The organism is Rothia mucilaginosa (genome assembly GCF_001548235.1).
Taxonomy (GTDB): Bacteria; Actinomycetota; Actinomycetes; order Actinomycetales; family Micrococcaceae; genus Rothia; species Rothia mucilaginosa_B.
Window position 1 is genome coordinate 233469 of record NZ_AP014938.1, and the last position, 23740, is coordinate 257208.

Below are 23740 nucleotides of genomic sequence, written 5' to 3' on the forward strand. Positions count from 1 at the left end.
CGGTAAGATGAAACTATGTCTTCAACCAAAACGAATACTTCGCATAATCTTCCCGCAGAGCCCGGTCGCGCACCCGTCGGTTGTCTGACCCCCGGACGCGTCACTCCCATGCGCCCGGTCCCCTCGCACATTGTTCGCCCCGAGTACGTGGGTAAGCCCACCGCCAACGAGGGTAACGACTCGAACATGTACACCCCCGAGGAAGTTGAGCGGGTTCGCGCAGCCGGCAAGGTCGCGGCAGGCGCCATCGTTGAAGCATCCAAGATTTGCGTGCCCGGCACCACCACCGACGAGATTGACGTGCTGGTCCACGAGTACATTTGCGACCACGGCGCGTACCCCTCCACCGTGGATTACCGCGGCTACCCCAAGTCCGTGTGCACCTCCCTGAACGAGGTCATCTGCCACGGCATCCCGGACTCCACCGTGCTGGAGGACGGCGACATCCTCAACCTGGACGTCACCGCATACCTGGACGGCATGCACGGCGACACCAACAAGACCCTGCTCATCGGTAACGTGGATGAAGAGTCCCGCCTGCTGGTTGAGCGCACCGAGGAGTCCCTGAACCGCGCGATTAAGGCTGTGAAGCCGGGCCGCCAGATCAACGTGATCGGTCGCGTCATTGAGAAGTATGCGGCACGTTTCGGTTACGGCGTGGTTCGCGACTACACCGGTCACGGTGTGGGTCGTGAGTTCCACTCTGGCCTCATAATCCCCCACTACGATGCGGCACCCGCCTACGACACCGAGATCCGTGAGGGCATGATTTTCACCATTGAGCCCATGCTGACCCTCGGCACCATCGAATGGGATCTGTGGGATGACGACTGGACCGTGGTCACCCGCGATTGCAAGCGCACCGCACAATTCGAGCACACCCTCGTGGTGACCGCTGACGGCGCGGACATCCTCACCCTGCCCTAAAGCGCAGACCTCTGGGTTTCCTACCCCGCAGGTACGACTTGTGCAGGTACGAGCCCAGCACCTCACTTTTATATCAGTTCACCCACTAACAAACCCGCCCGCTCCCCCAGTTACACGGCAGTAGGCGGAACGAAAGAGAGAAAACCATGAGCGATTACGCAGAACCCGGCGTCATCACCGAACTGCCCGCACCCACCCCCAAGGACCTGCAGATTGGTGTGGACATTGGAGGCACCGGCATTAAGGGCGGCATCGTCGACCTGCGCACCGGCAACCTCGTGTCCGACCGCTTCCGCATCGACACCCCCAAGCCCGCAACCCCCGCCGCTGTGGCTGAGGTTGTACGCCGCGTAGTTGATGAGCTGCAGGGCCGCGACCTGGCGCCGGACCCCGAGTCCGCTGTCGGCATTGACTTCCCCGCAGTGGTGAAGAACGGTATGGTCTTCTCCGCAGCGAACGTGGACGACTCCTGGATTAACACCGACCTGGAGCAGGTCATGAGCGAGGCGCTGGACGGCCGCACCGTCTACGGCCTCAACGACGCTGACGCAGCAGGCCTGGCTGAGGCAACCTACGGTCAGGGCCGTAACCGTGACGGCCTGATCGCTGTCATCACCCTGGGCACCGGCATCGGCTCCGCCCTCATCAACGACGGTAAGCTGATCCCGAACACCGAGCTGGGTCACCTGGAGCTGGACGGCCACAACGCCGAGTCTCAGGCTTCCGCTCGCGCCCGCGAGGTGCACGAGCTGTCCTGGAAGAAGTACGGCAAGCGCCTGTACCGCTACTTCGAGCACGTTCAGATGCTCTTCTCCCCCGACCTGTTCATCATCGGCGGCGGCATCTCCAAGAACCCGGAGAAGTTCATGCCCTACTTTGAGGATCAGATTCGTACCCCCATGGTCATGGCTGCCCTGCGCAATAACGCCGGTATTGTGGGTGCGGCACTGTGGGCTGGCGGTATGCTGCCCGAGCGTCAGCGCCGCGGCGAAGCGTAAGAGCTACTTCCCGCTGTACCCGCGGCCGCGTCAGCGCCGCGGCGAAGCGTAAAGCCTAAAAGCAACTGAAAGGGACCGCCTTTCCGAATGATTCGGAAAGGCGGTCCCTTCTGCATGCCGCCGCTCGTCTATAGCGGCTACCGGTTTAGTTAGCTACTGGGCGATGCGGTCCTCACGCAGACGCGCAATCGCCTCCTCAAAGTCTTCAAGGTTCTCAAAGGCCTGGTACACGCTCGCAAAACGCAGGTAGGCGACCGCGTCCAGCTTCGACAGCGGCTCCAGGATGGTCAGACCCACCTCGTGCGCGTTAATCTCCGCCAGACCGCGAGCACGAATCAGCTCCTCAACTTCCTGGGCGAGCTTCGCCAAATCGTCCTCCCCCACGGGGCGGCCCTGGCATGCCTTACGCACGCCGGCGGCAATCTTCGAACGGTCAAAAGGCTCGGTCACGCCGGAACGCTTAATCACCGAAATGGTGGTGGTTTCAACGGTCGTGAAGCGGCGAGCGCAGGAGGTGCACTGGCGGCGGCGGCGAATTGCGGCGCCGTCATCGGTGGTGCGGGAATCCACCACGCGCGAGTCGGTGTGCTTGCAATAGGGGCAGTACATTCGTTTCTCCTTGGCTGGGCGCTAGCGCCCGCGTATACAGCGCTCAAGAATATTTATACCTATTCTACCGTGATATACAGCGCAGACACCGTATGTTGTGAGTGAATATACGCTCAGGGTGGACTCTGCTATGCAGAATCCACCCTGTCATTCCCCTCACGGGGGCGTTATGAGCGCGCGTTATGAGCGCGCGTTGTTAGCGTCGAATGCAGCTCGGACCGAAAATCGTCTTGATTTCACCGAAGAGGCTCGGGTTCGGTTCCACGCGCACACTCGGGTCCAGCAGCACCAGTTGCTCCTTATCGCGGGTACGCACGAGCATGCGCACATCCGCGGTGCCCTTGTGGTCGCGCAGGGTCTCCTTCAGCTCCTTCAGGTTCGCCTCGGTCACCAGGTACTCGGGTACCACGATGGTGATGGGTGCGGCGCGGCCGTCATCGCTGATTTCCAGGATCTGCAGTTCCTGCGCGCTCATGTTCACGCTGCCGTCGTCGCGGCGTTGCACGCGGCCACGAATCGAGCAGATGAGGTCATCCGCCAGGGCGGCGCCCATCGTCTCGTAGGCGCGGGAGAAGAACATGACCGTAATGGTGGCGCCCGAGGGGTCTTCCAGCTCCACGGAGGCGTACTGGTTACCGCTGGACTTGGCGATACGGCGCGAAACGCCAGTGAGCATACCCGCAATGGTGACGGTTTCGCCGTCGCGCACGTGCGAGTCTTCACCGATGATGTCGTGCACCGAATGGCTTGCCGCATCCGAGAGGGCACGCTCCAGGCCGCGCAGCGGGTGGTCCGAAACGTACAGGCCCAGCATGTCACGTTCAAAGTTCAGCTTCTCGCGGCGGTCCCATTCAGGAACATCAGGAATGGTCACGGTCAGCTCATCGCCCAGGGCGTCATCCATGCCGAGGGAGCCGAAGAGGTCGAACTGACCCGCTGCCTCCTTACGCTTGACCGCCACGGCGGCGTCCACTGCCGCCTCGTGAATGAGAGACAGCGAACGGCGCGTGTGGCCCAGGTCGTCGAAAGCGCCCGCCTTAATGAGCGATTCGATGGTGCGCTTATTGCACACCTGCAGCGGCACCTTCTTCAGGAAGTCGTTGAAGGACTCGTAGCGGCCCTTCTCCTCGCGGGCGGCAATCATGCCTTCGACCACGTTCGCGCCCACGTTACGGATCGCGCCCATACCGAAGCGGATATCGTCACCAACAGGGGCGAAGGTCAGGGTGGACTCGTTCACATCCGGTGCGAGCACGGTAATGCCCATGGCGCGGCACTCATTCAGGTACAGCGCGAGCTTGTCCTTGTTATCGCCCACGCTGGTCAGCAGCGCGGCCATGTACTCCTGCGGGTAATGCGCCTTCAGGTACGCAGTCCAGTAGGACACCAGACCGTACGCGGCCGTGTGCGCCTTGTTGAACGCGTAGTCAGAGAACGGCAGCAGAATATCCCAGAGCGCCTTAATAGCGCCCTCAGAGTAGCCGTTAGAAATCATGCCGTCGTGGAAGGTAGCGTACTGCTTATCCAGCTCCGCCTTCTTCTTCTTACCCATCGCACGGCGCAGAAGGTCTGCCTCACCCAGAGTGTAGTTCGCGACCTTCTGAGCAATCGCCATCACCTGCTCCTGATACACAATCAGGCCGTAGGTGGTGTCCAGAATGTCCTTCAGCGGCTCTTCCAGCTCGGGGTGAATCGGCTCAATCTCCTGCTTACCGTTCTTACGCAGAGCGTAGTTGGTATGCGAGTTCGCACCCATCGGGCCCGGACGGTACAGCGCCAGCACTGCCGAAATGTGCTCGAACTCCTCGGGCTCCATGAGCTTGAGCAGCGAGCGCATCGGGCCGCCATCGAGCTGGAACACGCCGAGGGTATCGCCGCGCGCCAGCAGACGGTACGATTCCGGGTCGTCCAGCGAGAGAGATTCAAGGTCCAGGTCAATGCCTCGGTTAGCCTTAATGTTCTCCACCGCATCAGAGATGATGGTGAGGTTACGCAGACCCAAGAAGTCCATCTTGATCAGGCCCAGGCCCTCACAGGTGGGGTAATCGAACTGGGTGATGACCTGGCCGTCAGCCTCGCGGCGCATCACGGGGATCACGTCGATAAGGTCCTTGCTGGACATAATCACGCCCGCAGCGTGCACGCCCCACTGGCGCTTCAGACCTTCCAGGCCCTTCGCAGTTTCGAACACCTGGCCGTAAATCTTATCGACCGGGTCCTCAATGAGGGCGCGCAAATCTGCCGCCTCGGCGTAACGCTTATCCTCTTCGTTGTACACGTTCGCCAGGGCAATGTTCTTACCCATGACGTCCGGCGGCATCGCCTTGGTGAGGCGCTCGCCGACCGAGTACGGCTGATCCATCACGCGGGAGGCGTCCTTGAGCGCCTGCTTCGCCTTAATGGTGCCGAAGGTGACAATCTGTGCGACCTTCTCTTCACCGTACTTTTCGGTCACGTAGTCGATGACTTCGCCGCGGCGACGATCGTCAAAGTCCACATCGAAGTCGGGCATGGAGACGCGGTCGGGGTTGAGAAATCGCTCGAAAATCAGGTCGTGGTCGAGCGGGTTCAGGTCGGTAATACGCATCGCGTATGCGACCATGGAGCCTGCACCGGAGCCACGGCCGGGGCCCACGCGAATACCGTTGCGCTTCGCCCAGTTGATGAAGTCGGCGACCACGAGGAAGTAGCCGGGGAAGCCCATGGAGGTAATAACCCCCACCTCGTACTCTGCCTGCTTGCGCACAGCGTCGGGAACACCCTGCGGGAAGCGGTAGTGCAGGCCCTTCTCAACCTCCTTCACGAACCAGGATTCCTCGTTTTCGCCCTCGGGCACGGGGAAGTTCGGCATGTAGTTCGCCTTGGTGTTGAACTCCACGTTGCAGCGTTCAGCGATTTCGAGGGTGTTCTCACACGCGCCGGGAATGTCGCCGAACAGGGCGTACATTTCTTCTGCCGAGCGCAGGTAGAAGTTATCCGCGTCGAACTTGAAGCGCTTGGGGTCGGTGAGGGTCGATCCGGACTGCACGCACAGCAGCGCCGCGTGGGCGGTGTGGTCTTCCTGGCGGGTGTAGTGCAGGTCGTTGGTTGCGACGAAGGGCAGGTTCAGCTTCTTGGCGAGGCGGTGCAAATCCTCCTGGACGTTGCGTTCAATGTCCAGGCCGTGGTCCATGACCTCGCAGTAGAAGTTATCTTTGCCGAAAATATCGCGGAATTCGCTCGCTGCCTGGACTGCCTCGTCGAACTGGCCCAGGCGCAGGCGCGTCTGAACCTCACCGGAGGGGCAGCCGGTGGTCGCAATCAGACCCTTCGAGTAGGTCTGCAGCACCTCACGGTCCATACGCGGCTTGTACAGCTGACCTTCCAGCGACGCAATCGAGGAGGCACGGAACAGGTTGTGCATGCCCTCGGTGGTTTCAGCCCACATGGTCATGTGGGTGTACGCGCCACCACCGGAGACGTCGTCGCGGGAGCCGTCGCCCCAGCGCACACGCGAACGGTCGGTGCGGTGCGTGCCGGGGGTCAGGTACGCCTCCACACCAATGATGGGCTTGATGTCGTGCGCTTTAGCCTGGCGCCAGAAGTCGAAGGCACCAAAGAGGAAGCCGTGGTCACTGGTCGCCATGGACTTCATGCCGAGTTCTTTAGCGTGGGTGAACAGGTCACCCAGGCGCGCGGCACCGTCGAGCATAGAGTACTCGGTGTGCACATGCAGGTGCGTAAATTCTTTGGTTGCCACGGATATCTCCTGGAGGTGTGGGTTGGAGGATGGGCGGTGAATGTGAAGCTGTGTGCGGCGGCCCGCGGGCGGCTCTACCTAGCTGGGCTGTCTAGCAGAGCCGAGCTGTCTAGCCGAGCTGAACCTTACCCTCACGCAGAGCGGTCAGCGCGTAGGACAGGTCGAGCGGGTACTCGCTGGTGAAGGTCACGCGCTCACCGGTGCCGGGGTGGTCGAAGCCCAGGCGGTGCGCGTGCAGCCACTGGCGAGTCAGACCCAGTTCGGCGCTAAAGCGCGGGTCAGCGCCGTAGGTCAGGTCACCGCAGCAGGGGTGGCGCAGCGCGGAGAAGTGCACACGAATCTGGTGAGTACGTCCGGTTTCCAGGTGCACCTCTACCAGGGATGCGGGGCCGAAGGCTTCGAGCACATCGTAGTGGGTGATGGAGTTGCGTCCGTCTTCAACCACGGCGAACTTCCATTCGTTGCCGGGGTGGCGGCCGATGGGTGCGTCGATGGTGCCGCGCAGAGGGTCGGGCAGGCCCTGCACGAGGGTGTGGTAGACCTTGTCCACGGTGCGTTCCTTGAAGGCTCGCTTGAGTTCGGTGTAGGCGCGTTCGCTGCGGGCTACGACCATCAGGCCGCTGGTGCCCACGTCCAGGCGGTGCACAATGCCCTGGCGTTCTGCCGCGCCGGAGGTAGCAACCGAAATGCCCTCGCCCATGAGCGCGGAGATGACGGTGGGGCCGTGCCAGCCGGGTGAGGGGTGTGCCGCCACGCCTGCGGGCTTGTCCACCACAACGATGTCCTCGTCCAGGTGCACGATGCGGAAGCCGTCCACCTTCTCGGGGCGGATGTCCGCCAGATCGCGCGGTGCGGGGGCATCCACGACGACCTCGTCCCCTGCGGACAGTTTGTAGGACTTGCCGATTTTCACGGCCTTGCCGTTGTTGGTCACGCTCACGTGGCCGTCACGAATCCACCCGGAGGTGCGGGTGCGCGGTGCGTCGAGGGCACCGGCGAGCGCGGCGTCCAGGCGCATACCGGCAAGCGCGCCTTCAACGGTGAATTCGGCGCGGATGCGTGCCGAATCTTCGGCGGCGTTGGTGGTTTCGCTCATGCGGCTCTCCTTCGGGTGGTGTTTGCTTTGGTTGTCTGTGTGGGAGGGTTGTCTGTGTGAGAACGTCTGTAGGCACGTGTAACGGCGATGTAGCCGGACAAGAAGCTACTTGGCGCTCTTCCCTGCCGCATTCTTGTCGTCAGCCTGCACACGGGTGCCGTTGAGGTTCAGACCCTTGAAGTTCAGTAGCACAATGAACGCCATGCACACGCAGATTGCGGAGTCTGCAATATTGAAAATCGCGAAGTTCGGCACGGAAATAAAATCGACCACGTGGCCGGAACCGAAGCCGGGCTCACGGAAGAGACGGTCGAAAAGGTTGCCGCAGATACCGCCGAGCAGACCACCCAGCGCGAGGGTCCAAGACAGGGCACGGGTGCGGCGCAGCAGGTAGAGCACCACGGATGCGGCAACGATCATGACGAGGGTAAAGACCCAGGTGACGTTCTCACCCATGCTGAATGCGGCACCGGAGTTACGGATCGAGTACCACCACAGAAGCCCGTCAATGACGGTGATGCGCTCCCCCAGCTGCATCTGAGTAACGACCAGGTATTTGGTGCCCTGGTCGATTGCGAATACGACGGCGGCGAGCACGAGCGCGAGGATGCCCGCGGAGCGAGCCGAAAGGATGCGCACGCGGCGTCCGTCAGCCTTTGTAGCGGTGTGTGAGACTGAGGATTCAGCAGTCTTGGGGGTGTTGGTCATAGCTCTCCTCTAGTCTGTGCCGGTTGCTACGCGCCCGAACGCAAACCTGGTGCGGTACCGTTCGATAGTGCCCCTCTAGCTTAGCAAATCGGGGTAGTGCATCGAGTATTCGGCGGTGATTTGGCGGATGCTCTCCCCCGCTTCGCGTGCTGGGTTCTGCGTGCTGGGTTCTTGGGGGTTCTTGGCTCGTGCCGGGCGGACATGAGAATACCGCCCGGTTCTCTCGATCTTCCCCGGTGAATAGCGGTGGAAGAGAAAGAAGCCGGGCGGCATACGCCTCAAAGCGTCGTTAGCTTAGCGTCGTTAGATTATTCTGGCACGCTGATTTATGCGGAAGCCTCGATTTTATGCGGAAGCTTCGATGGACTTGAGGTTCTTCAGCTCCTGAACCTGTGCATCCAGGTGCTGCAGCAGCTTGGAGCGGTAGCGGCTCTCGAAGCCGCGCAGAGCCTCAACAGCAATCTCCAGTTCTTCCTTCTCGTCGGTGAGGCGAGAGAGAACCTCTTCGCGCTGCTGCTGAGCTTCGCTCACCATAGCGTCTGCCTTCCTCTCTGCCTCTTCGAGCAGTTCAGCCTTAGCCTTCTCGCCCTGTGCCACGTAGTCGTCGTGAACCTTCTGCGCCATGGCGAGCAGCGCCGCCGCATCCTGAGGTGCAGCCGATGCCGCCGAGGACTGTGCGGGTGCTACAGCCGCTGCGGGGGAATCGGGTGCGTTTGCAGAGAGCTGCTCAACCTGACGCTCCAGGGCGTCACGCTCGGAGTAGAGTGCGCGCAGTTCGACGACGAGCTCGTCCAGGAAGTCATCGACCTCGTTGCGGTCGTAACCGGACTCTTCGGTTACGATCTTGAAGCTCTTAGTGATCAGGTCTTCGGGGGTGATTGCCATGGGCTTCTCCTCTGGGTATCCCTACGGTGTTTGGTGGTGAAGATGAGTGCCGCGGATTCACCAGCCAGATAGGTCGTGGCCCCAATATTTCAGGGTCCCGATGGTTCAGGGCATGGTCATGCCGCGATGCAGTCGTTGGCACCAATTCTACTATTCTTTGGTTTCTGTGCCCGGTTATACGTCGGTTGAACCGTAAAATATTGCTCTGCGCAAGGGTGGGATTCACCACGTCTAATATCCTCCCTAGTCCCCGCTATCACCCGTGTATTTTCTGCCCTGCGGTGCATTTCGAGGTGGTTTTCGAGAAGGCATTTTGACGCTACCCCCGGCACTATACACAGGCAGAACGCAGGCACAGAACCCAGGCACAAAACGCAGGCGCAGAAAACCCCCGCTCTGCATCAACCCGTGAACGGGTCAGGCAGGCGGGGGTCCATCGTTTCTTAGCTATCGTCTCTTATTCCCAAGCTGTCGCCTCTGAGCGAGGCAGTCGCCTACGAGAAGGCCGCGGTCATCCGCATCATGATGCTCAGCAGCAAAGACAGCAGAACAATCAGAATCAGGAAGCCGGTGTCCAGCGCAACGTTACCCACACGAACCGGCGGAATCAGGCGGCGCAACTGGTTCATCGGCCAGTCAGTCACCGCGTACACGCCGCTGGCGAAGAGCAACACAATGCCCTTGGGACGCCACTCCGGTGCGAACATGCGCACCCAGTCAAAGAGCATGCGCAGCAGCATCGCAATGTAGAGAACGTAGACGACAATCGTAATGAGGGCGAAAATATAACCCATCTATCAGTCCTTAGCCCTGGTCGAAGGGGAATTCGCCGTCGGTCTCAAAGCCGGCGGGAACCTCGGAGTTAGCCACACCCAGAACCTCCAGGTTGGAGGGGGTCAGCAGGAACACCTTAGCGGTGACGCGCTCAATGCGGCCCTCCAGTGCGAATGCCAGACCGGATGCGAAGTCCACCAGGCGCTTTGCGTCTGCGTCAGGCATTTCTTCCACGTTCATAATCACGGGGATGTTCTCGCGGAATGCCTCACCAATGATCTTTGCGTCATTGTAGGAGCGGGGGTGGATAGTGGTGATGCGACGCAATTCGTCCTCTTCTTCCTCGTAACCGTAGGTGTATCCGTTGGTTTCTTCGGGCTCGTAGCCCTGGTCGTAGTAGCCGTCGTTGGAGTACGTCTCGGCGTACTGCTCGGTGTATTCGGTATTCGGCACCGGGGTGTCCTCCCAATTGTCTGCGCTGGCGTCGTCCCAAGTCTGCTCGGTTTCTGCCAGATCAGCTGTGGTTTCAGGTGTATGAGCGGTGGCGTATGCCGCTGCATCTACGGTTGCTCGTCCGTCGGCAGGTTCTTCTGCGTCCAGATACTCGGTTTCTGTACCGTCATCGTAGCTATCAGCCTGCAGGTACTCTTCCTGTTCAGTATAGGCGGGTTCGTCCTGCGGGTGGTAGGTTTCGCTCTGCGACTCGGCATCGCTGTACTGTGCCGAGCCGGGCAGTGCTGAGAGCCTGTTGGCGCTGTCGGTCTTCTGCGCTGTAGCAGCCTGCCCTGCGGAGGCGTTTGCCTCCCGGCGGGTTTCAGCCTGCACAGCCTGCGGGGATTCTTCCGGCGTCGTCTCAGCGCCCTGGTATCGTTCCAGGCCGAGGAAACCCGCCAGACGGCTTTGTTTCGCCATGATTCTCTCGCTGTTCTTTCACGTTGGTGGTGTACAGGTTCTGCCGTGGTGCTTCGTCAGAAGGTGTGTGCGTAACGGTACGCCATGCACCGGCATGTATATATTACCAGCGCCCACCCCGCGCAGGCGGTCAAGGGCACCGATGATTATGCCGCCAGTCTGCCCCGAGGGTAGCCCAGAGCTCGAAGGGCAACGTACGGTGTGTACCTTTGTTGCGAGGCTAGAGCGCCGGGCGCTGACCCATGATGTCGCTACCCACGCGCACGCAGGTCGAGCCCCAACGCACCGCCGCCTCCAGGTCCCCGCTCATGCCGGCGGAAATCTCGGTCGCGTGCGGCACCTGCTCACGCACCAGCGAAGCCAAACCGTAGAGCTTCTCAAACGCCTCATCAGGGTTCATGCCCAGCGGCGCCACCGCCATCACGCCACCGCAGCGCAGATGCTCGTGATTCTCGATGCGCTCTACCAGCTCCAGCAGCTCGGAGGCGCTCGTACCGCCGCGCGCGCCCTCGGCGGCATGGCCAGCCGTCGCAACCTCCGCCAGGGACACCTGCACCAGGCAGGTCAGCGCACCATGCTCCGCTGCAGCGGGTGCGGGCGCCTCCCCCGCCTCAAAGCGAGAGAGCTGGTTCGCGTACGCCTTCGCCAGCGCATCCGCCAGGGAGGGGCGGTCCACCGAATGCACGCTGGAGGCGTACTTGACCACAGACTTCGCCTTATTCGTCTGCAGCTGGCCAATAAACGCCCAGTGCGGGGGCTGCACCTCACGCTGGGCGCAGTATGCGGCAAGCTCACGAGCCTTCGCGCTCGCCTCCTGGTCGCGGTTCTCACCGAAGAGGGCCACTCCCCCATCCAGCAGCGCCGCCGCGTCGGAGGCGGGGAAGAACTTCGTGACCGTCACCAGCTGCACCGGAGCGCTCGCCTCGGTACGCACGGCGCTGTGGTCCTGCTCCGCGGTGCGGATACGCTCAAGCACGCGGCGGTAGTTCTGCAGCAACTGCTCGGCACGTTCGGGAGTGTACTGCAGGTTCTCTTCTACGTTCATTTCAGACATCTTCTCTCCTTCAGCGGCTCTATCTTTAGCGACCCTATCTTTAGCAGCTCTAGGCGGCGGGCTCTGCCGCCTTCTCAACCCACACCAGACCCGCGATACGGCCCGGCTTCTCACCGCGGTTCGTGAACCCGCGATGCGAATACACCTCGGGCTCCTCAAACGTGCACTGCGCACAATCCATGCACACCTCCACGCCTGCATCCTCCAGCACCGCGCGGGCACCGGCGGGCAGATCCAGGCCGGGAGTGTGCTGGCTGGTCACCGCGTGCACCTGCGGAATCAGTTCGGTGGACTCGGTGCGCATCGCCTCGGGCACCTCGTAGCAGCTGCCGCAGATGCTCGGACCCAGCCAGGCGGTAATTTTCTCCGCGCCGAGCTGGCGCATCCGCTGCACGGTCTGCTGGAGCACGCCGTCAAGCAGGCCGCGGCGACCCGCATGAGCCACCGCCAGAATCGGTTGCCAGTTCGCGACCCGCTCACCCACCAGCACCACGGGAATGCAGTCCGCCACCATAATCGCCAGGGGAACGCCCTCACTGCTAATCGCCGCATCGGCGACCGGAGAGTTCTCCAGCACCGCGCGGGCACGCTCAACCGTACGCTCCTCGGGTGCACCGGGCGCGTAGGATTCCACCGGGTAGTCTTCCGGGTAGGCAATCTGCACACCGTGCACCTGGTTCAGGTAGAAGAACGGGTCGGTACCCAGCGCCTCCTCCAGGGCGGCACGGTGGTTGAGGGTGCGCACCAGGGAGGCATCCATACCGCCGCCAAGCTCATCGTCCACGTGCAGGCCCAGGTTGCCCGCCGCGCGGGAGGTGAAACCCACCCGCACACGCCAGGGACCCAGGGTGCGGGTATCGGCAGAGGCAAGTAGCGAAGTTTTGGGGTTATCGCTCATCTTCTATTCCTTCATCAGATGTCAGCGGGTATAGCAAAGGGGAGCCGAGAACAGCACAATGTGCGTGTTTCTCAGCTCCCCTATAGCTTCATAAGACTCTCAGCCGTACAACGCTAAGCGTTCCCAGCCGAGCAGACTACTTCAGGAAGTCAGGGACGTCCAGGGTGTCGCGGCGAGCCGGAGCTTCCTCCACAACCGGGGGAAGGTCAACGTCGAAGCCAGCAGCACCGGTGGAAGCCGGAGCAGCAGCGGGTGCGTTGTAGCCGTAGCCGTTAGCAGCCGGAGCGGTGGAACCGCCGAAGGATGCCTGGGTGCGCTGAGCCTGAGTAGCCGCAGCAGTGGAAGCGTTGGAGTTGGTCTCCGGGTTCACTGCGTCGAAGCCAGCAGCAATCACGGTCACGCGAGCCTCATCACCCAGTGCGTCGTCAATAACAGCACCGAAGATGATGTTTGCGTCGGGGTGAGCAACTTCCTGAACCAGGCGTGCAGCCTCGTTAATCTCGAACAGACCCAGGTCGGAGCCACCCTGAATGGACAGCAGAACGCCGTGTGCACCGTCAATGGATGCTTCCAGCAGCGGCGATGCGATAGCCAGCTCAGCTGCCTTCACGGCACGGTCCTCACCGGATGCCGAGCCAATACCCATCAGAGCCGAACCTGCACCCTGCATGACGGACTTAACGTCAGCGAAGTCAAGGTTAATCAAGCCGGGGGTGGTGATCAGGTCGGTAATGCCCTGCACACCGGAGAGCAGAACCTGGTCAGCGGACTTGAATGCGTCCAGCATGGAGACGTTGCGATCCGAAATCGACAGCAGTCGGTCGTTCGGAATAACAATCAGGGTATCAACCTCATCGCGCAGAGCAGCGATACCGGTCTCAGCCTGGTTGGAGCGGCGACGGCCTTCGAAGGTGAAGGGGCGGGTCACCACACCAATGGTCAGAGCGCCGAGGGAGCGGGCAATACGTGCCACGACGGGTGCGCCACCGGTACCGGTGCCACCGCCCTCACCTGCGGTCACAAAGACCATGTCTGCGCCCTTGAGGACTTCCTCAATTTCCTGCGCGTGATCCTCGGCTGCCTGACGGCCAACCTCGGGGTTTGCGCCCGCGCCAAGACCGCGGGTCAGCTCACGACCAACGTCCAGCTTAACGTCTGCATCGGACATCAGCAGAGCCTGAGCGTCAGTGTTGATAGCAATGAACTCAACGCCGCGCAGACCAACCTCAATCATGCGGTTGACTGCGTTGACGCCACCGCCGCCGATACCAACGACCTTGATGACTGCCAAGTAGTTCTGGGGAGTTCCAGCGTCCATGTATTCCTCGATTGTTCCGTGTTCCAGCTTCGGAAGACCCGCAGCTTAATCTAAGCCTGAAGGTTTCCTCTAAAGAATGACTTTATCTGCTAGGATACCAAACTGTTTTTGTCGGTTCCTAGTCACACAGCGCAATTACCCCCTCTTTTTGTGTATTTCACACAAAAAGGGAGGATAAAGCGCCTGAATGGCTCCCCTAACGGGTCACCGGTACGCGCGGGGCAGACACGTCATAGACGGTCACCTTCTGCGTCTGTGCCTCGGAAGAACTCTCCTCCTGAGCACGCTTAGCAATAGCCTGGCGCAGGGAGAGAAGGACCTTAGCCTTCAACTCGCTCTCCTCAGCGGTTCCCCACTGCACCGTAGTATTATCCCTCAAGGTTAGAGTGATACTTGAGGTTGAGGTGGCGCCGGCTTCCTTAACCTGAGCTAGAAGCTCAGAGGGCATCGCCGAAAGCGCGGTAGAAATAGTGCGAAACTCAGCCGAAGTCTTCGGGTCATCACCGCTGAAACGCACCAGCGGCACCGACGTATCGGGCTGAGTCGCCGACTCCAGCAGGCTCACACCATCACTATCAACAGTATGGTACGTATCGCCCTGCTTCACAACCGCAACCGCGGTACGCTCCTTCAGAGTCACCACCAGCTCATGCGGCGGGCGGCTCTCCACCTGCACACTACGAATCACATTATCCTGCCCAATCAGCTCACGCACCTTCTTCTCGTCAATGCGAGTGAGCGGAACACCGTGCAGAGGCTCCAGCTTCTGCTCCACTTGACTGGTTTCCAGCAGGGATGCGCCGCGCACCGTAATCTTCTGAGTCGCCAGCAGGGGCGAGAAGAAGACCAGCACCACGTACAGCACCGCAATAATAGCCAGCGCCGAGGCGGTGTACAGCAGCTTACGGGCACGAGTCAGAGGCGCACGTTCCTTACGGGGGCGCTCCTCAGCACGCAGACCGTCCAGGCCCGGATCCTGACGCAGACGCTCACGCTGAGCCTGACGGCTCGCCCGCTCGCGTTCCTTCTCAATCTCCGCGGCACGCTGCTGCTCACGCTCAGCACGCCAACGACCGAAACGGCTCGCGGGGCGAGGCTCTTCAGAGGCCTTCTCCCCTGCCTTATCGACGGTCTTATCGGTGCTTTCTTCAGCCTTCGGAGCGGCAGACTCTTCGCGAGATTCAGCAGAACCGGCAGACGCCTTGCCAGCGGTGGACACCGACTTCTTGTCAGAACCCTTATCGCTATCCTTGCCTACGCTCTTCTCCGACTGCGAGGACGCGACCTGAGCAGATGCAGTCTTAGAAGATGCAGTCTTAGACGAAGAATCCTCAAACGCCTCAACATCAAACAGCACGGGAGCGTGCTCAACCTCAGACACGGTACGACCGGTCATCAGCGCCGAACGCACCGAATCCTTCAAAGACTGCGCCGAAGAATGAACCGCCGCAGCGCTCTTGGAAGCCGCAGAATCAGTACCGTGCTGAGCGGAGGCCTTATGCACCACAGGCTTACGCGGCATGTGTCGAACGGAGCTCGAAGACTGAGTAGCGGCAGAGCCGGCAGATACCCCAGAAGAGGCAGGCTGAGCGGATGCTGCAGGTTTTACAGATTCGGCAGCCTTTGCGGTCTTTGCCGCCTGAGGCTGAGCTACCTGAGGCTGCACGGACTTAGCCTGCACAGACTTAGCCTGTACCGCCTCAGCCGGTGCCACCTCAGTCTGCACATTCTCAGGTGCTTGCTGGGCACGCAGACGAGCACGCGAACGCGGGGCCTTCGGCGCGCGCGAGGAGGAATGCCCCTCCGAAGAGAGACCAGAACTCATCGGCACAGCCTAAGCCTCCGACTTCTTCGACTCGCCACCGTGACGGACCTGCAGGGACTCCAGCAGACGCGCACCCAAAGCGGTCACGTCACCAGCACCAACAGTCATCACGATATCGCCGGCCTGAGCGCAGGCCACAATATCCTCAATCGCGCTCTCAGCCGTAGCGTAACGAACCTCAGAGAAACCAGCACCGGTAATCAGCTCACTGGTCACGCCCTCAATCGGCAACTCACGAGCCGGGTAAATATCCAGCACATGAGCGCGGTCAGCCATCGACAGGGCCTCCGCAAATTCCTTCGCGAACTCACGAGTACGAGAGAACAGGTGCGGCTGGAAAATCACGTACAGGTTATGGCCATCAGCCACGGTACGGCCGGTCTCCAGGGCACGGAACACCTCGGTCGGGTGGTGCGCGTAATCGTCAAAGACCTTCACGCCAGCAACCTCACCGCGCAGGGTGAAGCGGCGGTCAGCGCCCACAAACTCAGCCAGCGCACGAACAATATCGGCAGCCTCGTAACCAGAAATGAGCGCCGAGATAAAAGCAGCCGAAGCGTTCAGCTGGTTATGGATACCGGGCACCTTCAGAGCAAGATCCTGCTCACCCTCATAACGCACTCCGCGGCATTCAAAAGACCACGACAGGTGCGACGATGAGGAAGAACCAGCGCTCGTAATCTCGCTAATGCGCAGGTCAGCATCCTCAGACTCACCGTAGGTCACCACGGGCACACCCGCCGCACGAGAACGAGCCGCCAAAGTCGCCGCGCCCTCATCATCAGCGCAGGTCACCACAACACCGTTAGGTGCCAGCGAACCCACAAAACGGTTGAACGCCTCAAAGACACGCTCGTCCGTCTCGTAGAAGTCCAGGTGGTCCGGCTCAACATTCGTCACCACAGCAATAGCCGGGCGGTAACGCACAAACGAGCCGTCCGACTCATCAGCCTCAGCCACAAAAATCGACTCCGGACCCTGAGCACCCAAGTGAGCGTTCGTGCCGCGACCAGCAATCACAGTACCCACTGCAAAGGACGGATCCGCACCCAGCTGATCAAACATCACAGAAATCATGGAGCTGGTCGTGCTCTTACCGTGAGTACCGGCAACAGCAATCACCTGAGACTCACCCATCACAGCGGCAAGCGCTTCAGAACGATGCAGCACACGCAGACCCTGCGCGCGAGCGGCAGCAAGCTCCGGGTTATCCTCACGAATCGCAGTAGAAATCACCACGGTATCAACGTCCACAATGTTCTCAGCCTGCTGAGGAACACCCACACGAGCACCCGCAGCACGCAAAGACTCAACAGCAGCCGACTCGGCACGGTCAGAACCGCTCACCGTCACACCAGCCTGCAGCATCAGAGCGGCAATAGCGCTCATACCCGCGCCACCAATACCGATGAAGTGCACACGGCCCAACTCGCTCATCTTCGCACGCTCAGGGAACGGCGGGTTCAGCGGTGCCGGCAACACCATCTCAAGATTCATCAATTCAGTCATTACTTCTCAGCTGCCTTCAATACTGCTTCAGCCATAACGCGCGCCGCGTCACGGATACCAAGTTCATACGCCGCAGCGCCCATACGCTCCAGCTCCTCCGGGTTCGCCATAAGAGCCGGAATCTCACGGGCAAACCACTCACCGGTGACCTCTGCATCCTTCACCAGCAGAGCCGCAGACGCCTCCACCAGAGAACGAGCATTCAGAGCCTGCTCACCATTACCAATGGGAAGCGGCACAAAAATCGCGGGAACACCCACCGCAGCAACCTCACTGACGGTCGCCGCACCCGAACGCACCAGCAGAAGATCAGCGGCAGCGTACACATCCTGCATGCCGTTGCTGAACTCAATCTGACGGTAATTCGGCGCGCTCAACAGCTCACCGTTCTCATCCAGAACAGCCTTACCCTTACCGGTAATATGCAGAATCTGGAAGTCCCACTCAGCAAAGTGGTCACGGCACGCCGCCACCGCGTTGTTCAGGCTCTGCGCACCCAGCGAACCACCGGTCACAATCACGGTCGGCTTCTGCGGGTCCAGACCCAGGTTACGGCGAGCCTTCGAACGGTGCGCCTCACGATTCAGGTAGGCAATCTCATCCTTCATCGGCATGCCCACCAGGGTCGCGCGCGGGAACGGAGTATTAGGGAACGCCACACCGGTGAACTTCGCGAACGTACCACCCAGGCGGTTCGCCAAACCGGGCTTCGCGTTCGCCTCATGAATCACCACGGGAATCTTAGACATCAACGCCGACAGATACGCCGGCGGGCACACGTAGCCGCCCACGCCAACGACCACATCTGCATCTACGTCCTTGAGGATGCGGCGGGTCTTCGACAGGCCACCAAAGAACTTAGCGGGGAAAGCCAAAGCGGCACGGTTAATGCTACGAGGGAACGCCGCACGAGGAATAAACTCAATATCGAAACCAGCTGCCGGAACCAGCTCGGCTTCCATCTTGTCCGCAGTGCCCAGCATCAGAATCTTAGCGTTCGGTTCAAGATCACGAACCGCACGCGCAATCGCGAGCATCGGATTAATATGACCGGCGGTGCCACCACCGGCGAAGACTATAGAGGGCGCCTTCTTCGTCATAGGTCTTTCTCCCAACACATCGGTACAGCATCATTTTACGCTATCGCACCTGTTCAAAAGAGCGCCCCCGCCATTGAGCCATAACTCAATAGCGAGGGCGTTATCTCATATTCAGCACATATTCATTACGGGCGGAGGCACAAACCGCGACCCGCTCCCCCGAATCTCAGTCCCCGCAACGCAGGCTTCGCGGAACGGGTTCCACGGGGCTTAGCCCTGCTGGCGAGTGTTGCGCTGAGCGGAGTTCCGAGCCGCCCCCTGAGCCGGACGCTGCCCGTGCTGAGCACCGTTCTTCGGAGCATCATTCTTCGGGGCGCCCTTTGCCTGGGCACCCTGTCGCGGTGCCGCCTGACGCTGAGCACCCTGACGAAGATTACCCTGCTGAGGATTACCCTGTCGCTGGGCACGACGCTGACGATCCTCAGGATGCAGCGGTTGCAGACCCGCAGGCAGCGAACCCGACGGACGGTGCTGGGCGCTACGAGGCTGGGCACCGCGAGGCTGCTGCACTCGCTTCTGCGCGGCAGGCTGCTGAGCAGTACGAGGCTGAGCATCACCAGCCTGAGCGGTACGAGACTGAGCGGGGCGCTGCTGTACCGCCTGCTTCGGTGCCGCTTGCTTCGGAGTCACAGGCTTCTGGCCTACAGGCTTCGCAACAGTCGTCTTCTGAGCGGGGCGAGCCTCGGCCGGCTTACCCTGTGTAGCTCGGGTAGAGGCAGTGCTCTTCTGAGCAACACGAGCCTGCTGACCGGTACGAGGCTGGGCGGAAGCCTTCTTCGGCGTTGCCACCGTCGATGCAGGCTTCTGCGAGGCCTTCTGCTTCTGAGTTTCGGTTTTCTGCTTCTGCGCTGCGGCCTTCTGCTCTGCCTTCACACGGGCAGCTTCCTCACGAGCCAGACGAGCCTGCTCCTTCTGCTGCTCCCGAACCTGACGCTCCTGCTCCTTCTGCTGCTCACGAGCCATACGAGCCAACTCACGCTGCTGATCCGGCGCAAAACCCAACCAGCGGCGCAACGTACTCTCCGGGCCGAAAACAACCTTCAAAGGATTATGTTCCTTCAACAGGTGGCCACCGGCAGCCGCACGAGCAGCCTCCTCCTGATTCAGCACATCCTGCAAGGGCGTACGACGCTTCCAATCAGCATTCGCACGACGAACCTCACGCGCGCTCTGGGTCTCAATATTCGACGGTGCCGTCGCGCCACGCAACGGAGTCTGCCGCGCAAACGCCAACAACAAACCCGCCGCAAACAACGAAGACAACAGCGACGAACCGCCATAAGAGACAAACGGCAGAGGCACACCAATCACCGGCAAAATACGGGACACCATACCCATATTGATAATTGCCTGAGAAGTCAGCCAAATCATGATGCCGCCCGTAGCCAAACGCACCAGCGGGTCAGTAGTGCGCAGCATAATACGAACCGCACAATACACCAGGCCCGCATACAGCAGCAGAACCGCCAGCGTACCCAGCAGGCCCAGCTCCTCACCAATAATGGCGAAAATATAGTCGTTATGCGCCTCAGCCAAGTAGTTGTACTTCTGACGCGACTGGCCCAGACCAACACCGAGGAAACCACCGGTCGTCAGTGCCACCTCACCAGAATTCGCCTGGTCACAGTTAGCGTTCGTACACGAACCCCAAACACCGAAAATACGAGCCACACGGTTCGCGCTACTGAGAACACCCACCAGAGCCAACGCCGCAAACGCGCCGCCAATCTTCAGCAGCGAGCTGCGAGAAGCACCCGCCAGCCACATCATGCCCACAAAGATGAAGCCGTACACCATGGCGGTACCCATATCGCCACCGAGCATAATCAGCAGCACCAGGGCACCCACACCATAAATCGAGGGGAACAGAGTACGCCAAATACTGCGAGAAATATCGCCGTGACGGCTATACACCCACGCCAGCCACATAATAATCGCCAGCTTCGAAAACTCCGACGGCTGAATCTGCACGCCGCCGGGGAATTTCAACCAGTTACGGTTACCGTTCACCTCAACGCCAACAACCACCACAGCAAGCTGCATGACCAACGCGGCAATCAGCATCGCGTTCACCACAAACTCCTTGTGATAAACACCCACCGGGATACGCGTAATACCCGCCATCGCAATCACGCCAAGCACCAAGAACATGACCTGCGACGAAACCTGCGAGAACGGCGACTGCCCCTGAGAAATCATGGTGACGCTCGAGGCCGACAGCACCATAATGCAGCCAAAAATAGCCAGACCCAAGGTGGTCACCAGCAGCATGACCGGCACATCCCACAGGTCAGCCTTCAAACCACGACGGTACAGCCTACCGGCACGAGCACGGAACGGCGCAGAGAAATCCTCCCAACCGGCTCGCAAAGACGCCCAACGACCACTCGCGGTCGAACGCGCCGAAGAAGCCGAACGCTCCGAAGATGCGCTGGTACTCACATGCCCTCCTATAGGCCTCAACTGCCACGGATTCGTCGTGGCGACTACACGAAAAAGGTTCAGGGGTGGGACACCGTTACCATCCCACCCCCGAGAAGAACCCGCAGAAAGCGTCCCGGTCACCCGAGACGCCCCCTGCAGGCAACGTCCTAAGAGTCTGCCAGCTGGGCGGCAACAGCATTCGCAAACGCATCACCGCGCACCGCATAATTCTTGAACTGGTCCATCGACGCAGACGCGGGAGCCATCAGCACGGTATCGCCCGGATGCGCCAGCTCAGCAGCCTTCGCAACGGCCGCGTTCATCACGGCAATGCCGTCCGAAGAATCAGCCACAGCGGCGGTCATATTGTAGGTCGGAACCTCCGGAGCGTGGTTAGCCAACGCCGACTTCAACGCCGCAGTATCAGTACCGATAATCAGCACAGCCTTCAGGCGCTGAGCGTGAGCGGCGATCAGCTCATCGTACTCAACACCCTTCGACAGGCCGCCAGCAATCCATACCAGAGACGGGTAGCCGCTCATCGACGCATTCGCGGCGTGAGGATTCGTAGCCTTCGAATCGTTCACCCACATGATGTCGTTTGCGTAGCCCACCAGCTGGTTACGGTGCGCACCGGTCTTGAAGGAACGCAGGCCAGCGCCCACAGTCTTCGGGTCAATATCAGCCGCACGGCACAGCGCCGCAGCCGCCAGAGCGTTCTCCACGGTGTGCTTCGCGGGCATCTTACCGGGTGCCGGTGCCAAATCCTCTAGAACAGCCAGCTCGTACGCCTCGTTGTAGCGGTTCTTCAAGAAGGCACGGTCCACCATGATGTCCTCAGCCAGGCCGAGCATCGACACGGCGGGCATCTCAGTGGAGCTGAAACCAATCGCGCGAGCGCCCTCAATAACGTCCGCGTTCTCGACCATGCGCAGGGTGTCTACGTGGTCGGTGTTGAAGATGCAGGCAACCTGAGTGTGCTCGTACACACGTGCCTTATCGGCCTTGTAGGCGTCGAACGAGCCGTGCCAGTCCACGTGATCCTCAGCGATGTTCAGAACCACCGAAGCATACGGGGACATCGAGTAGGTCCAGTGCAGCTGGAAGCTGGACAGCTCCACCGCGAAGAACTCATAGGGCTCATCGTCGGCAATGGCGTACACGATGGGCATGCCCACGTTACCCACCTGAATAGACTTCTTACCGGCAGCCTTCAGGATGGAATCAACCATACCCACGGTGGTGGTCTTACCGTTCGTACCGGTCAGGCACAGCCACTTGGGGGTCGGTCGGTCGCTGCGCTCATTCAGGCGCCACGCCAGCTCCACATCGCCCCAAATCTGGATGCGACGCTCATAGGCGTCCAGCATGACCGGGTGGTCCGGACGCACGCCCGGGGAGGTCACCACAAGCTCGGGTTCCTGACCGTCCACCAGGGGCAGTGCACGCATGTGCTCGGGACCGAACAGGCCCTCAACATTACCGTAGGCGTTCTTGTAAATCTCGATGCGCTCACGCTTCTCCGGGGTGTCAGCCCCGTCGATGACAACGATATGTGCACCCAGCTGGGCGAGCACATCGGTCGCGGCGTCGCCGCTGGTACCCATGCCCACCACAACCACGCGCAGGTTAGCCCAGGGGGCACCCCAGTGAGTCAGCTCCGCGAGGCGCTCGTTCTCATATACCGGGTTCACCGCAATAGCGGCGGCGTTCGCTTCAATGCGAGCGGCATCCGGCTGTTCATTAGTTGACATTAGTGAATCACTCCAGAAGTCTGCGAGAACCAGTCACCGAAGAACAGCGCCAGGGCAACGAGCACGCAGAGGGCGTTAACAACCCAGAGGCGGAACACGGAGTTCACTTCGCCGCTGCTGACGGTACCGGGGGCAAGACCCTTCTTATCAATTGAGTATTTGCCGTTGACGCCGACCTTCTCCATGTGGTGGTGGAAGGGGGTCATACGGAAGTAGCGGTGCGCGTGCAGGGGCTTCTCCCCCGCTGCAACCGAACGCTTACGGCTGGTCTTGAACACGAACTTCTGCACGATCACAGAGAACACTTCCAGCACGGGGATCAGAGCGATGACCAGCAGAAGCAGCTCGGTGCGGGTGAACAGCGCGAAAGCAACCATTGCGCCACCGAGTGCCAGGGAGCCGGAGTCGCCCATGAAGATCTGTGCCTTCGACACGTTCCACCAGAGGAAGCCCGCCAGCGAACCCACCAGGGATGCGGCAATCAGTGCCAGCGAACCGGGGTCGCGCACATCGTAGCAGGCGGTGCCGGCGCCAGCGGAGCAGGCGTGCACGTACTGCCAGATGCTGATGGTCAGGTAGCCGGAGAAGATGGTCATCATGATGCCGCCAGCCAGGCCGTCCAGACCATCGGTGAAGTTTACAGCGTTCGTGCCGGACAGAGAGATGATGGTAATCCACGCAACCATCAGGATGCTGCCGAAGACCGCACCCGCCGCGAACAGGTCGATGGGCAGGTCACGTACAAAAGAGATAGCGGTCGACGCCGGGCGAGCACCCGACTCGTTCGGGAACTGGAATGCCAAGTACGCAAAGGGCAGGGTCACAGCCAGCAGACCAATGGTCTTCTGCTTCTCGGTCAGACCCTCGTTGCCCTTATTGCGGAACTTCATGATGTCGTCCGCCGCACCCACACCGAGCATGCCCAGGGTGAAGGCGATGGTCAGCCACGCGGTCGCGGTCGGTACCGGCGCGGTACCAAAGAGCAGGGCGCTCACCGCCAGGGTCAAGAAGTAGGCGAGAATCGCCGCGGGGATGAAGATTAGACCTGCCATAGTGGGGGTGCCCGCCTTATGCTGGTGGGCTGCCGGGCCTTCCTCACGAATGAGCTGGCCAAGCTTGAGGGACTTCATCTTCTTGATGAACACCGGCAGCGCGGTGAGGGAGATGAGGAATCCGAAGATTCCAGCAATCAGCACGGTAATCATAAAGC

The 23740-nt window shown here is 60.7% G+C and carries 18 protein-coding genes; 2 read left to right on the forward strand and 16 right to left on the reverse strand.

Features of this window, described 5'->3' with window-relative positions:
- Positions 1-15 precede the first annotated feature (15 nt).
- A complete protein-coding gene (gene map / locus RM6536_RS00855; RefSeq protein ID WP_060823660.1) occupies positions 16-927 on the forward strand; it encodes a type I methionyl aminopeptidase in 912 nt (303 codons plus the stop codon).
- 146 nt (positions 928-1073) lie between these two features.
- The gene (ppgK, locus tag RM6536_RS00860) at positions 1074-1925 is read left to right on the forward strand and encodes a polyphosphate--glucose phosphotransferase (RefSeq protein ID WP_060823661.1); all 852 of its coding nucleotides are present in this window, start codon (positions 1074-1076) and stop codon (positions 1923-1925) included.
- A 153-nt stretch (positions 1926-2078) separates the two neighbouring features.
- Here the strand turns inward: ppgK and nrdR are convergent, their stop codons facing one another.
- From nrdR to mraY, 16 genes are all read right to left on the reverse strand, one after another.
- Positions 2079-2534, reverse strand: coding sequence for a transcriptional regulator NrdR (gene nrdR / locus RM6536_RS00865; protein ID WP_005506525.1), 456 nt, complete (start codon positions 2532-2534; stop codon positions 2079-2081).
- A 196-nt stretch (positions 2535-2730) separates the two neighbouring features.
- Positions 2731-6273, reverse strand: a complete 3543-nt coding sequence (gene dnaE / locus RM6536_RS00870; RefSeq protein WP_060823662.1) for a DNA polymerase III subunit alpha — start codon at positions 6271-6273, stop codon at positions 2731-2733.
- 109 nt (positions 6274-6382) lie between these two features.
- On the reverse strand, positions 6383-7369 hold the full coding sequence (locus RM6536_RS00875; protein WP_060823663.1) for an RluA family pseudouridine synthase: 987 nt from the start codon (positions 7367-7369) through the stop codon (positions 6383-6385).
- 105 nt (positions 7370-7474) lie between these two features.
- Positions 7475-8077, reverse strand: a complete 603-nt coding sequence (gene lspA / locus RM6536_RS00880) for a signal peptidase II (RefSeq protein ID WP_145974227.1) — start codon at positions 8075-8077, stop codon at positions 7475-7477.
- 345 nt (positions 8078-8422) lie between these two features.
- The gene (locus RM6536_RS00885) at positions 8423-8962 is read right to left on the reverse strand and encodes a DivIVA domain-containing protein (protein ID WP_049345219.1); all 540 of its coding nucleotides are present in this window, start codon (positions 8960-8962) and stop codon (positions 8423-8425) included.
- Between the two features lie 494 nt (positions 8963-9456).
- Entirely contained in the window at positions 9457-9756 is a 300-nt protein-coding gene (locus tag RM6536_RS00890; RefSeq protein WP_049326900.1) for a YggT family protein, read from the reverse strand.
- A 10-nt stretch (positions 9757-9766) separates the two neighbouring features.
- Complete coding sequence (gene sepF / locus RM6536_RS09190; protein ID WP_060823664.1) at positions 9767-10648, reverse strand: cell division protein SepF; 882 nt, start codon at positions 10646-10648, stop codon at positions 9767-9769.
- Between the two features lie 220 nt (positions 10649-10868).
- Positions 10869-11702: a YggS family pyridoxal phosphate-dependent enzyme gene (locus RM6536_RS00900; RefSeq protein WP_060823665.1), complete on the reverse strand. Its 834-nt coding sequence runs from the start codon at positions 11700-11702 to the stop codon at positions 10869-10871.
- Between the two features lie 49 nt (positions 11703-11751).
- On the reverse strand, positions 11752-12600 hold the full coding sequence (locus tag RM6536_RS00905) for a polyphenol oxidase family protein (protein ID WP_060823666.1): 849 nt from the start codon (positions 12598-12600) through the stop codon (positions 11752-11754).
- A 136-nt stretch (positions 12601-12736) separates the two neighbouring features.
- Positions 12737-13918: a cell division protein FtsZ gene (gene ftsZ, locus RM6536_RS00910; RefSeq protein WP_005506541.1), complete on the reverse strand. Its 1182-nt coding sequence runs from the start codon at positions 13916-13918 to the stop codon at positions 12737-12739.
- Positions 13919-14114: 196 nt separating this feature from the next.
- Entirely contained in the window at positions 14115-15743 is a 1629-nt protein-coding gene (locus RM6536_RS00915; RefSeq protein WP_231917974.1) for a cell division protein FtsQ/DivIB, read from the reverse strand.
- Between the two features lie 9 nt (positions 15744-15752).
- Positions 15753-17252, reverse strand: coding sequence for a UDP-N-acetylmuramate--L-alanine ligase (gene murC, locus RM6536_RS00920; RefSeq protein WP_060823668.1), 1500 nt, complete (start codon positions 17250-17252; stop codon positions 15753-15755).
- A complete protein-coding gene (gene murG / locus RM6536_RS00925) occupies positions 17252-18352 on the reverse strand; it encodes an undecaprenyldiphospho-muramoylpentapeptide beta-N-acetylglucosaminyltransferase (RefSeq protein ID WP_060823669.1) in 1101 nt (366 codons plus the stop codon). Before murG ends, murC begins: the two co-directional genes overlap by 1 nt.
- A 210-nt stretch (positions 18353-18562) precedes the next feature.
- Positions 18563-20794, reverse strand: a complete 2232-nt coding sequence (locus RM6536_RS00930; protein ID WP_060823670.1) for an FtsW/RodA/SpoVE family cell cycle protein — start codon at positions 20792-20794, stop codon at positions 18563-18565.
- 149 nt (positions 20795-20943) lie between these two features.
- On the reverse strand, positions 20944-22530 hold the full coding sequence (gene murD, locus RM6536_RS00935) for a UDP-N-acetylmuramoyl-L-alanine--D-glutamate ligase (protein ID WP_060823671.1): 1587 nt from the start codon (positions 22528-22530) through the stop codon (positions 20944-20946).
- The gene (gene mraY / locus RM6536_RS00940; RefSeq protein ID WP_060823672.1) at positions 22530-23735 is read right to left on the reverse strand and encodes a phospho-N-acetylmuramoyl-pentapeptide-transferase; all 1206 of its coding nucleotides are present in this window, start codon (positions 23733-23735) and stop codon (positions 22530-22532) included. The genes murD and mraY overlap by 1 nt, the downstream gene beginning before the upstream one ends.
- Positions 23736-23740: the final 5 nt, after the last annotated feature.